Below are 12,910 nucleotides of genomic sequence, written 5' to 3' on the forward strand. Positions count from 1 at the left end.
TCCACGACCCTGCACTACACCGCTCACGGTCGCTATCGATTTTTCTCGCCGGAAGGCAAAAAAACAAGTTGTTCGAGGAGAGAGAAGAAACACCATGAACGCACTCACCATCACCCAGCACCTCACCACTGCGACCGCTGCACTGGCCAGCCAGGACCTCAGCCCTGACGCGATCGCACGCGCCGTCTGGACCACCATTGGAGAACCCGGAGACACCCAAGCCGGAGGACTCATCGCAGCAGTCGGAGCCGCCGACGCGCTCACGCTCCTGTGCCAGGGCGACGACACCGCCGCAGGAATGGACCTGACGAACCTGAGGGAGCGCGTGCTCCCCCGCGTCGCTGACAGCGCCATCGTGACCGCTCTCGCTGCTGCCGCAAAAGTTGGCGCGGTGCTGATTACGCCGGAACACCCGCACTGGCCCGCCGGATTCGCCAACCTCGGCTCGAGCGCCCCGCACGCCCTCTGGGCACGAGGCAACACCGCCCTGTTAGTCGCCCAGAAGAGCATCGCCGTCGTGGGCGCTCGTGCCGCCACCGGGTACGGCGAGCACGTGTGCATGGACATCGTCGGCGGACTCGTGGGGCTCGGGCACACCATCGTGTCGGGGGCCGCGTATGGCATCGACGGAATGGCGCACCGCGCCGCCCTCGCCAGCGACGGCCAGACCGTCGCGTACCTCGCCGGAGGTGTCGACCGGTTCTACCCCACCGGCCACGACGCCCTCCTGACCCGAATCGTCACCGACGGCGTCGTCGCCTCAGAAATGGGCTGTGGGGCAGCGCCTACCAAATGGCGTTTTCTGATGCGGAACCGCCTGATCGCCGCCGGCAGCACTGCGACCCTCGTCGTCGAAGCGGGGTGGCGCTCCGGATCGCTGAACGTCGCCGGCCACGCGAGCTCGCTCGGCCGCCCGCTCGGCGCCGTTCCCGGCGCGGTCACTTCCCCCAGCAGTGCCGGATGTCACCGCCTGATCAAAGAATTCGGCGCACGCATCATCACCGACGTGACCGACGCCGCCGCACTCTAACCGTGGGCCGGCCAGCCTTCGGGCTGGCCGGCGAGGGGCGTCCCCTCGCGCTCCCCACCAGGACAAGCACCAACAGCTAAAAGCAACGACACGGAACGGCGGCGCGGCCGCCCTCAGATCTGCCACGGCGGAGCCGCTGTGCGGCGCTGTCTTGTGGTGCTTTTTGACCATTCCGGCCGGTCATCGTAGTTTCCTTCCGCGTCTTCGTTTCGGGCTTTCGCGGCATATCCTCAGTCGCTGCGCTCCCTGTGGTATTCCACGACCCTGCACTCCGGCGCGTCCGGTCGCTATCGATTTCTCTCGCCGGAAGGCAAAAAAACAAGTTGTCCGAGGAGAGGAAACACGATGACGTACGACTACGAGAATACCTATCCGCGCGACCGGTACGCCGACGGGTGCGCGTGCAGCGGATGCCAGAGCGAAGGCCGCGTTGACACCCAGCTCGACGAAATCTGCACCGTCACCCGCTACGCCGACAGCAACGCCTAACGAGGAGACTCATCATGACCATCACCCACACCACCCAGCTCCGCGCCCTGCGCATCGGCTTTCTCAAGGAGCTCGAACCCACCCTCATCGACGCGGCCCGCATCGTGGAGGCACTGGATGAGAGTGTCGGGTGCAACAACTTCGACGTCGTCGGCCTCGAGGAGGACATCGACTTGTTCGTCGACGATGACGGCGCCCTCAACGGGTCACGGTTGAACCTGCGCGCGACGATCATCGCCCACCTGCTCGGTAAGCCCGCCGTGCTCTTTGGTAACGCCGTTGCGCTGGGCTGTGACCCGATAACGGGCGAGAGCATCAGCCTGACCGACGCCCAGGTGCACCGCCTCACCGTCGGAATCGCCACCCGCCCCGCCCCGATCATCATCGACCGGCTCGCAGTCGGCTTGAGCGCGTTCCCCGGACTGGTCGCCATGCTCCGCCGCCACTAACCAGCACACGGCTGGCCCGACCTGACGTGGTCAGGCCAGGCGTGAGGGGACGGACCCCTCACACTCCCCCACCCAAACACCAACAACCACAGCAACACCATGGAACGGCGGCGTGGCCGCCCTGCTGTTCTGCCAGAGCGGAGCCGCTGCGCGGCGCTGTTTTGTGATGCTTTTTGACCATTCCGGCCGGTCATCGTAGTTTCCTCCCACGTCTTCGTTTCGGGCTTTCGCGGCATATCCTCACTCGCTGCGCTCCCTCCGGTATTCCACGACCCTGCACTACGCCGCTTCCGGTCGCTATCGATTTCTCTCGCCGGAAGGCAAAAAAACAAGTTGTCCGAAGGAGAGAGAACAAGATCATGAACGCATTGACTATCACCCACACGCACGCTGAGGGCACCCTGATCGACGGCACCAGCAAAGGCGACGGGACCGCCGACGTCTTGAAGGCCAGCGGGTGGCGTTGGGGGCGCAGCATCAGCGCCTGGTTCGTCCCCCAGTCCCGCGACCGCCTCCCCAAGCTCGGCACCATCGAGCGCACCACCACAGCGTTGGAGGCCGCAGGTTTCACTGTCACCACCAGCCTCGATAGTACCCACCGCCCCACAGCCGAGGTCGAGGCCGGGAAGGTGCAGCGCCAAGCCGACCGGGTCGACGCGCTCGAGCACAAGGCCGACCGCAAGGCCACCGCCGAAACAGCCGCGTGGGACCGTGAGCACGCCGCCCTGCGGCGGCTGCCCGAAGGCGGCGAACCGATCAAAATCGGCCACCACTCCGAAACCCGCCACCGCAACGCCATCGCCAAGGCCGACAAGGCCACCCGCGCCGCGCTGGACGCGACCGCCGACACCCAGCACGCCCAGGCACGCGCCGACGCCGCCACCCACACGACCGATGCCCGCTATTCCCCCATTACCGTCGCCAACCGCATCGAAACGATGGGTGCCGAGCTCCGCAAGCTCGAACGACGCATCATCGCCCCGTGCTACGACGACGAACGCGGGTACATCGACGCGACCGAAGCGCAGAAACAAGCCCGAGCGGATCACCTCGCGCCGCGCCTCGCAGAAAAGCGCGACCAGATCACCTACTGGGAAGCCGTCAGAGCCGAACAGATCGCCACGGGACAGGCCACCGGCCACAGCCGCGACACGATTCAGAAGGGCGACCGGGTCAAGATTCGCGGCCAGTGGCGCGACGTTGTCCGCGCCAACGCCAAGACCGTCAGCGTCACCACCGGCTACAGCTGGACCGACACCGCCCCGTATGCGGAGATCCAACAGCACCAGCGCCCCGAATAACCCGAGGCGGTCACGGCCGGCCCAGCCAGGGCCGGCCGTGAGGGACGGCGCCCCTCAACTCCCCCACCGGTGAACCCGGCACGGAGGCCGGCCCCACATGGCACCGGCTGCGCCGGCTGTTCTTGTTCAGGACTTTTCTTCCCTTGGTGTCCGGTCATCGTAGTTCGCTCCGTGCCTACGCACCGCAGTCTCGGACGCGGTCGCAGGCTCCCTTATTTCGCCCGAGACTGCGGTGCTTCGCCACTCCCTCTCTCAATCGATTCTCTCGCCACCAAGGGCAGAAAAACGGTGGACGACTACACAACCAGTGCCCGAGAGCCGGAACCCCGCGCCCCCACCAACTCAGGAGAGAGAATCCCATGATCACCACCATCCGTAGCGTCAAGATCAACCCGACCGAAACCATCACCACCCTGAACCTGACCCCAGGCAGCATTGGGGCAGACATCAGCGCCGCCATTGGCTGCTCCATGTTCGACGTCGTCGGCTTGGCCGACAGCATCGACTTGTTCGTCGACGATGAAGGACTCATCAACGGCTCACCCCTGAACCTGCCCGCAACCGTCCTCACCCACCTCCTCGGCAGCCCCACCGTCATCTTCGGCACCGCCATCGCCGTCAGCGTCACCCCCGACGGCGAAACCATCGGACTCACCGACCACCAACTCACGAGGATCCAGAAGGCCTTCGGGCAGAAGCCCGACGACGGCACCATCGACACACTCGTCGACAGCCTCTCCCCCTTCCCCACCATCGTCAGCATGCTCCGCAACATCTAGCCACACAGCCGGCTGGCCCCGACAGGCCAGCCGGTGAGGGGAGATCCCCTCACACTCCCCCACAGGGAACCCCCGGCACGGAGGCCGGGCCCGACGAGCTGGCTAGGCCAGCCATATTGACATGAGGTCGCTCCTGCGCTTGTTACTGATCGCAGTTCGGTTCAGGTCCATGCTGACCTGGGGTTGGATGGAAAACCCGTGGGGTGACCCCTCACGTTTCTCTGTGAAGGAACACAATATTTGCAATGCAAACAAGTATTGTGTTTATTGTGAAACAATAAATTATTGTTTTGCTGGCGTGTCGATCGAGACAATATTCGCAAACAATGCAATAGTTGAAAGACAATCAACTAAATAAATACAAACAAGTATTGTGTTTATTGACTTTCGCGAGAGGTAAGAGCCGTGGCGCACACAGCAGTCATATCGAACAATAAAGGTGGCGTGTCAAAAACGGAGCTGACCGTACAGCTTGCCGCCGCGCTCGCTCGAGCCGGCCAGCGGATTCTCGTCGTAGACATGGACCCTCAGGCGAACGCCACGCGCCGACTTGGCATCGACTGGGACGCGAACGAACCCATCCCCACCATGTCAGAGGTCATCAAAGCCGACCAATCAGGATCGGGGGAGGGGGCTGTCGTCGACTGCGGATGGACAGGCCCCGATGGGACCCCAACAGCAGAAGCGGAAAACATCGATGTGCTCCCGGCACGGTTTGATCTCATTAACCGAGAAACCGAAGCTGGAGTTATCGGAGCCGTGAGACGCCTCCAAAAAGCACTCGACGGATGGACCGACGAATACGACATCATCCTCATCGACACGCGGCCAGACCTCGGCCACCTGGTCCAGATGTCGATGGCAGCCGCCGACACCATCATTATCCCAACCGATCCCAACTACGACTCCGTCGAAGCAGCCATCCGCGTGAACGACTTCGTGACTCGTCACGCGATCGACATCGCCAACCCAACCCTCGCTGTCGGCGGCATCGTCGTAACGCGACGAAAAGCCACCATCGAACACGACTACCAAATCGAGGGACTACGCGACCAGTTCGGAGACCTCGTGTGGAACCTCGGCGGCCTCGTAAAAATGTCGGACGGTTCAGAACTGCTCAACCCGCCCTACATCCCCGAATGGTCACGCTTCGCAGAAGCCGACGCAGCGGCCGTTTCGCTGTCCGACTGGAGCGACCGAAACGGACGCAAAACCGTCGCTATCTATGACGCCGTCGCGCGAACCTACCTAGCCCGCTTCCTCGGCACCAAGGGGATGGCAGCATGACCGTTCCCACTCGCCGACGGCCAGGAAGCGCAAGCCCAATCAGGCTGGTGCCTGAGGTCGAAGAAGTCCGCACGCCAGCCGCCACAGAGCCTCCGCCGGCCGTTCTGTCGCCGACTCCCACATCCAGTGAGTCACCGGCCGACGCCGTCGAGAATGACGAGAAAAAAGCAGTTACGTTTGGGCTCCGCACGTCCCTCAAGAAGCGCGCCGAAACGGCAGTACTCAGAACGGCCGGCTACGAAGGCGGCTATACATCAATGGCAGCCCTCGTTGACGGTGCACTGGAACGTGAACTTGCACGTCTCGCCGTTGAATTCAACGGCGGTGAGCCTTTTCCCCGAAATGTCGGTGGATTCCGTCAAGGCAGACCCCTGGGAAGCTAACGGCAGAACGGGGAAGGCGCAACCATGCACCACGCACCACTGCGGGAGCCGTCACGGAGGCCGGATCCTGAACGAGCCGCTGCGCGGCGCTGTAAGGGCTTTTCGTTTTTACCTGTCTGGCTGGTCATCGTAGCTCCCTTGCGTGCCTGCGTTCCGGGCTTTCGCGGCACATCCTCGCTACGTTGCGGTATTCCACGACCCGAAACTACGGCACTCCCGGTCGCTATCGATTTCTCTTGCCAGCCAGGCAAAAAATTGTTGGTGGAGAGGGAGCGCGATCATGAGTGAACTGGTGACGGTGTACAGCAAGCCAGCGTGTATTCAATGCACGATGACTTACCGAGCACTCGACAAGGCAGGTGTGACCTACACCGTCGTCGATGTGACCGAGAATGCAGCAGCTCTTGAATATGTCTCTGAGGACCTGGGCTACAGTTCGGCGCCTATCGTGGTCGTCGACGAGCACAACCACTGGGCCGGGTTCCGGCCCGACCGCATCGCCGCTCTGGCACAGGGCAGGGCCCTCGAAGGGTAGACCCGGCACAAGCCCGGCGCAGGATCCTGCGCCGCACAGTCAACGCCCCTGGCCGTCCTCTCTCCCGGCCAGGGGCGTTTCTCAATCGTCGGAGCACTCAGCTAATCAGATGTTTATCTGATGTAGTGTGTGGGTATGAGTACCGCGACTTTCACCGACCTTCTGCGAAAGCCCAAGGAGGTTCTGGCCCATATTGACGAGGGCCAGGTCCGGATTACGCGCCGTGATGGTGACGATCTCGTAATCCTTCGCGGTCACGATCTCGATGTGCTGGAGAAGGGTGTTGCGCTGTCGAGCCGTCTGATCCGCGCGATCGGCCGGAATACGGGGGACGTGGCGGCTGCGCTGACTGATCTTTTCGCGTGGACGGGGGAGTTCACTCCGGGGGAACTGCGCGCGTACGCTGCCGAGATCGAGCAGCTTGTCTATGCCGCCAGTGAGCTGGGCACGTTTGAGCGGCTGCTGCGTGCGCAGCAGGAGTGGAAGGAAACGGCAGTGGCTTATGCCATGGGTATGAAACCTGTCGAACCCGTCGAGCTGCCGGCCGCCCCAGTCCGCGTTAATCGCCCGTAGATGGCGGGGAAGCGCAGTGTTCCGGTTCCACGACCGATCAAGGGCACCGAGTACGAGATCTTCTTCGGCAACACCGCGGCCGAACGCGGGTGGACTGATCTGAAGGCCTCAGCGAAAAACGCCCTCGCCGACGCCCACGACTATCTCACCGCTCATCCCGGGCGGTACGACCCGGATCGCTGCTACCAACTCCGCGGAGATCTCTCAACGGCCCTGGTCGATGGGGTGGCACTGCCGCAGTGGCAGTACAAAGTCACGGACGGTGCTCGGCTCTGGTATGCCGTTGACGAGCCCCATGCGAAGGCAAAGAAACCGGGACGCGTGGTCATCACGAAAGCCGCGACCGGCCATCCCAACGAGACGGACTCGAAAAAGAACTTCCGGTAGCCGGCCCGCGAACGCTGCCCCTGGCGGCGTCGCAGACGAACAGGCCCGCGCCGAGTGAGGCGCTCCCGCCGCGGAACGGGGGCGGGGGAGTGGGCTGGCGGTCTCCGAGCAGATCGCAGGTGCTGGAAAACGAGGGCGTCGCAAATCGGCAGCAATTTCGCATGCGCCACAGCCGATATCGTCAGGACATAGCCATGACAGCTGGGGTCCGACTCGTAAAGGAAGAACGCGTGAGTAACTCACTTCTCGATCAACTACCAAGCATCGTTTCCGAGGGCAAGAAGAGAGCGGCACAAATCCTGGCAGATTTGCAGGGCAGGCACCGCGTAACCCTGCAAACACGCGAACTAGTCATACCAAACAAAGACACATCTGAAGCCGATCTCCTTCGGAAGTTCAGGACCGGAGAAGTCGATTCTGAGGCCCCTAATCGATTGATTTACGGGGATAACCTATTGGCGATGGCGGCACTGCTGTCTGGCGACGCGGAGTATCCCTCGATGAGGGGCAAGATCGATCTCATTTACATCGATCCACCGTTCGATTCAAAAGCCGATTATCGGTCCAAAATCACTTTGCCAGGCACAACGATCGATCAGAAACCTACTGTCCTAGAGCAATTCGCTTACTCAGACACTTGGTCTGACGGAACGGCGTCATATCTGTCCATGATGGCGGCGCGACTGATTCTCATGCGTGAATTGCTCAGTGATACCGGATCAATATTCGTTCACATCGACTACCACGTTGGACACTACGTCAAGATCCTTCTCGACGAGATCTTCGGACGAGCGATGTTCCGCAATGAGATTATCTGGAAACGACGCACCGGCACGGCTAGCTCCAACAATTCATTCGGGGTGCAGACTGATACGCTCTTTTGGTTTTCGAAGAGCGAATCGTATTACTTCGTTCCACAATTTCGACGGAACGTAACTCAGGAGATCGTCGACGAGAAATTCAACAAAATCGATGAGGAGGGGAGGCGCTACTGGAGTGGTGACCTCGGAAACCCAGCCGACAGGCCGAACCTGAAATACGAATACAAGGGTCACAAGTCGCCGAAGAATGGGTGGGCAGTAAGTCTTGAGGTCATGGAGCGGATGGATGCCGAGAAACGCCTCCTCTTTCCTAAAGCATTAGGCGGACGGATTCGCAGGAAGATGTTCCTAGAAGAGTGGGCCGGCTTTCCGGTTCAAAATTTGTGGGACGATATTTCGCCAGTGCAGTCACAGTCGAAGGAACGTCTCGACTATGCGACTCAGAAGCCGGAACGACTTTTGAACAGAATTCTCGAAGCGTGTACGCCGGCAGACGGAATCGTGGCCGACTTCTTTGTTGGATCCGGAACCACTGCGGCGGCAGCTGAAAAGCTTGGTCGCAGATGGATAGTAAGCGACCTCGGGAAGCCGTCAACGATGGTTACCCGAAAGCGGCTCATCGATCAAGATGCGACGCCGTTCCTGTATCAGGCGATTGGCGACTACCAGGTCGAACAGGCGCGCTCAGTGCTGGGACGGAAATTCAGGGTGGGAGAGCTTGCACAGGTCGTCCTGCAACTCTTCGGCGCGGTCCCACTTCCACCGGAAGTGAGCCAGGGTGGGGCCCTAGGCCGAATCGTAGATGAAAAAACGCTTGTGATCGCTACAAGCCCCAATTCTCTTGTCACAGGCGCGACGCTGAGGCGAGCTCAAGGTGCACGCATTTCAACTATGGGTGGTTTCGACCGTGTCATCGTTCTCGGATGGAACTTCGCCGATTCGATCGGGCACGACATTGAAGCATTCAACGATGATCGCCTGGAGGTCCTGGTAATCCCGCCGGACTTGCTGGATCGCTTAAAGAAGAAAGGATCAGTGCAGAAGCTCGCGGGAGAGGTCAGATTCTCGAGTCTTCAATATCTCCGAGCGTCTGTGCCATCTAGAGAGATCCACGGTGAGTCCGAAACGATCATCGTTGAACTCGAGAATTACATCTTGTTGTCTCCTGACGCACTCAATTTAGACGATGTATCACGTGCAAAACTTCTGGAACTAGTGAATGTGGAACCGCTCGCTTTGCTCGAATACTGGGCGGTCGATCCTGACTATGACGGCGAGGTGTTCCGTTCCGTGTGGCAAGATTTCCGCGGCAACACAGACAACGACGCCGATGAACTGCGCGTTGTTACAAGGGCGAGTATCGAAGTCCCCGTACGGCCAGGGCGTCGAACAGTTTGTATTCGTGCTGTCGACGTATTCGGGTACGAATCTGAAGTCGTAGTGCGCGACGTGGAGGCCCAGAAGTGACTGAGAGCCAATTCCCCCTAGCTGCAGCGATCGCGGCGGTGATCGACCCTCAGATTCCCGACCTGGTTCGTGGTCAGTCGACCCTATTGATGGAACAAGTCACCCCTGTGACGGCGGAACTCATTAAGTTCTGGTTCCAACAAGACTTCTGCGACTTGCGCCTGCGTAACTTCCACTCCGGGCAACGATCCGCGATCTTGCACATAATTTATGCCCACGAAGTCCTTAAAGCCGCAAATCTGGAAGATCTGTACCGAGAAATTGCTGGCGATGCGCTGCTCCAGGGTGAGACGCTGGGCGAAGTGGGACGGCCGGAGAATCGCCACCCGAAATACGCTGCAAAGATGGCAACAGGCACAGGGAAAACATGGGTACTCAACGCCCTTCTTATCTGGCAATACCTCAACCATAGAGACGACCACGCCGACAAACGGTTTACTTCGAATTTCCTACTGGTCGCGCCGGGACTTATCGTTTACGATCGCCTGCTGGATTCATTCTTAGGGAAGGAACGTGGGGGAGCGCGCGACTTCCAGACTTCGGACCTCTATCTCAACAGAGAGATTTTCATTCCGGATAATCAGCGGGATGCCGTATTTGGATTCGTGGAGTCATCTGTTGTAACTAAGCAGGACATTGGCCGCAAGGTAACTGGCGGCGGGCTTATTGCGATAACTAACTGGCATTTGCTGGCTGGATTGGAAGACCCGGACTTCATCGTCGCAACGGATGCCCCCGGCTCTGACATTGATGCGAAAGCCGTGATAGAAAGCTTTTTTCCGGTGACGCCCGGAACAGCTCAGGGAAATGCCTTGTCCATTCTGGATCGGCGTCATTTGCGTGGCGGTCCGCTTGAATGGCTCAAAGCTCTGCCATCACTGATGGTGTTCAACGATGAAGCCCACCACATTCATTCGCTCAAGCGGGGGGAGCAGATCGACCAGGTCGAGTGGCAGAAGAGCTTGACCGAAATCGCAGCCTCCAAAGGCCAGTCATTCGTGCAGATCGACTTTTCCGCGACTCCGTTCAACGAGACTGGGAACGGCACGAACAAGAGTACAAAGTATTTCAAACACATCGTCATTGACTTCCCCCTTCCGATGGCGATGAAGGCGGGTTTGGTCAAGAGCCTCGCGCTCGACAAACGCAAAGAAATCGCAGCCCTACCACTCGATTTCAACGCGGAGCGAGACGATCGCGGCAAAGTCACCGGCTTGAGCAACGGGCAGCGGACAATGATCAGAGCCGGGCTCACGAAGCTCCAGATGCTTGAGAAGAGTTTCAGTGATATCGGGCCCCACAATCGCCCCAAGCTGATGATCATTTGCGAAGAGACATCCGTCACGCCGTTGGTCGAAGAATTCCTGAAAGGCGAGGGGCTGTCCCAGGACGACATATTGGCTGTGGACTCGAACCGTAAGGGGGAAATGTCAACTGCCGAGTGGGCGGAGACGCGCGAACGACTATTCGATGTCGATCGACGTGCTCAGCCACGAGTCATTCTCAGCGTCTTGATGCTTCGGGAGGGATTCGACGTTAACAACATCTGCGTCATCGTCCCACTCCGGTCCAGCCAGGCTCAAATTCTCCTTGAGCAGACGATCGGTCGCGGCCTGCGCCTGATGTGGCGAGATGATGAGCAGATCGATGAAATGAAGCTGGAGACGCGTAAGCGAATAGCGCAGAAGCTCGAGCCGACCAATTACTTCGACGTGCTTTTCATCGTCGAACACCCCGCATTCTCCAAATTCTACGACGAGTTGATGGAGGAGGGATTGGCCGGGGAAGTAGGAGATCCAGATGGATCGACTTCAGTAACAGGAGATCTCGAAATCGTGGAGCTCCGCGATGGTTTTTCGGAGTTCGACTTCCACGTACCGATGATGATTCGGGACAGTGAAGAAGAATTAAAGTCACCTATCTTGGATCCCTACCTACTTCCGCGGTCCAAAGTGCCGTTCGCTGATGCCAAGAAATTTGTGGGGATGGGAGATCGTTTTGTGTCGGTGGACGCTGAGACCAAGACGCAATTCGGTGACTATCGCGTTAACGGCGGAGTCATGACGGCTACCGGATACAACGATTTTCTTGCAAGACTCACAATGCGAGTCACGGAAGCCCTCGGTGGCAAACAATCCGAGATGACGACCAGCGCAAAGAAGTACAACTCGTTGTCGGCCTTCCCGATTCTGCAAACGTTTCGGCCAGAAATCATCGGCTGGCTGGACACCTACATTCGCAACCGCTTCTTCGGTGCCGTAATTGACCCCCTGGCGAACGAAAACTGGCGAGTGCTCCTAACCGACATGATTACGAATGAGCTTGCCGGGAATATCTCCTCTGCCTTGGTCAAATCGCTCACGGAAGAAACCATTTCGATTGCGGAGGTCCGGCATCGGAGCTTGTCGGAGGTCCCGTCCATAAGTGTACGTTCTAGTTTCGCGGTCGAAATCGCGAAGTGTATTTATCCCAAACTTCCGATTCCGAGCCACGGCGGCGGGCTGGAGCGTAAGTTTTTGCTGTGGGCCAATAACGACAGCAAAATCGAAGCGCTGTGCAAAATTAGCGAGTACAAACACACATTTCTGCATCGCCCGTACCTCAAAGCAGATGGCATGCCGGCTCGGTATTCGCCTGACTTCCTAGTGCGCACCGAAGGCGATATTTTCGTAGTCGAGACGAAGGCAGAGACATCGCTATCTGATGTCAACGTTCAACGCAAACAGCTGGCGGCGATTTCCTGGTGCGAACAGATCAACCGTTTGGAGCCCGAGCAACGCGGGTACCGCCGTTGGGTTTACGTACTAATTGGGGAGCAATCCGTCGCCACGTCTATCGCTGGCAATGAGAGGGCGTCCGAACTGCTCGCCCGAGCCCGTCTGCGAACAATAGACGAGCAAGTCGCGGACGAACAGATCTGGTGACACGTCCGAGCGGGCTCGGTGGCGTACTTCTCGAAAAGCGCGCTAACGGACTGCTTTTGAACGAGCATCGACAGACGACGAGATCGGTCGAAATTGAGCTGGTTCCCTGGCTTCGCTGGACGTGAAAGTGAATAAAGGCTGTCAGCGCTTTTCGAGAAGCAGGCAGGAACGCGCGGTGGGTTCTAGTTGGCGAAATGCCAAGGTGGGGTGTACCCCAACTAGGCGTCCAGCGTCCTTATCAAATATCGTCAGGATAGGGTCACATTCTGATTGGTAGATGAATATTGGCTTCCGAGGGAGCCAGGGGTGGTGCGGGTGGCAGCCAGTGCTCGGAATCATGAATCGTGTCGTTCAGAGCCATAGTTGGCGTGGTTGAGAGCCAGCTGCAAGGCTCCTTCCACCACGTGAGGGCCACGTGGTGGAAGGAGTACCGATAATGGTACGGAAGATCAAGGCGAAGCTTGTCTTGCAGTTACGAAACCAAG

The 12,910-nt window shown here is 59.3% G+C and carries 11 protein-coding genes; all 11 read left to right on the forward strand.

Annotated elements, in window-relative coordinates:
* The first annotated feature begins 94 nt into the window (after positions 1-94).
* The 11 genes from dprA to BLS91_RS16950 all read left to right on the forward strand — a co-directional run bounded on the left by dprA (position 95) and on the right by BLS91_RS16950 (position 12,425).
* Entirely contained in the window at positions 95-1,030 is a 936-nt protein-coding gene (dprA, locus tag BLS91_RS16905; protein ID WP_092341925.1) for a DNA-processing protein DprA, read from the forward strand.
* A 345-nt stretch (positions 1,031-1,375) separates the two neighbouring features.
* A complete protein-coding gene (locus BLS91_RS20050) occupies positions 1,376-1,519 on the forward strand; it encodes a hypothetical protein (protein ID WP_159433893.1) in 144 nt (47 codons plus the stop codon).
* Between the two features lie 14 nt (positions 1,520-1,533).
* Positions 1,534-1,968 carry a DUF3846 domain-containing protein gene (locus tag BLS91_RS16910; RefSeq protein WP_092341926.1) on the forward strand — a complete coding sequence of 145 codons (435 nt, stop codon included), beginning with the start codon at positions 1,534-1,536 and terminating at the stop codon, positions 1,966-1,968.
* Positions 1,969-2,327: 359 nt separating this feature from the next.
* Positions 2,328-3,269, forward strand: coding sequence for a DUF3560 domain-containing protein (locus tag BLS91_RS16915; protein ID WP_092341927.1), 942 nt, complete (start codon positions 2,328-2,330; stop codon positions 3,267-3,269).
* Between the two features lie 359 nt (positions 3,270-3,628).
* A complete protein-coding gene (locus BLS91_RS16920; protein ID WP_092341928.1) occupies positions 3,629-4,048 on the forward strand; it encodes a DUF3846 domain-containing protein in 420 nt (139 codons plus the stop codon).
* A gap of 405 nt (positions 4,049-4,453) precedes the next feature.
* Complete coding sequence (locus tag BLS91_RS16925; protein ID WP_092341929.1) at positions 4,454-5,335, forward strand: ParA family protein; 882 nt, start codon at positions 4,454-4,456, stop codon at positions 5,333-5,335.
* A 663-nt stretch (positions 5,336-5,998) separates the two neighbouring features.
* Positions 5,999-6,253: a glutaredoxin-like protein NrdH gene (nrdH, locus tag BLS91_RS16930; RefSeq protein ID WP_092341930.1), complete on the forward strand. Its 255-nt coding sequence runs from the start codon at positions 5,999-6,001 to the stop codon at positions 6,251-6,253.
* A gap of 135 nt (positions 6,254-6,388) precedes the next feature.
* Positions 6,389-6,826: a hypothetical protein gene (locus BLS91_RS16935; RefSeq protein ID WP_092341931.1), complete on the forward strand. Its 438-nt coding sequence runs from the start codon at positions 6,389-6,391 to the stop codon at positions 6,824-6,826.
* A complete protein-coding gene (locus BLS91_RS16940) occupies positions 6,827-7,213 on the forward strand; it encodes a hypothetical protein (RefSeq protein ID WP_092341932.1) in 387 nt (128 codons plus the stop codon).
* A gap of 230 nt (positions 7,214-7,443) precedes the next feature.
* A complete protein-coding gene (locus tag BLS91_RS16945; RefSeq protein WP_198412827.1) occupies positions 7,444-9,501 on the forward strand; it encodes a site-specific DNA-methyltransferase in 2,058 nt (685 codons plus the stop codon).
* Positions 9,498-12,425: a DEAD/DEAH box helicase family protein gene (locus tag BLS91_RS16950; protein ID WP_241983171.1), complete on the forward strand. Its 2,928-nt coding sequence runs from the start codon at positions 9,498-9,500 to the stop codon at positions 12,423-12,425. The genes BLS91_RS16945 and BLS91_RS16950 overlap by 4 nt, the downstream gene beginning before the upstream one ends.
* Positions 12,426-12,910: the final 485 nt, after the last annotated feature.

The sequence above is a fragment of the Cryobacterium flavum genome (assembly GCF_900103805.1).
Lineage (GTDB): Bacteria > Actinomycetota > Actinomycetes > Actinomycetales > Microbacteriaceae > Cryobacterium > Cryobacterium flavum.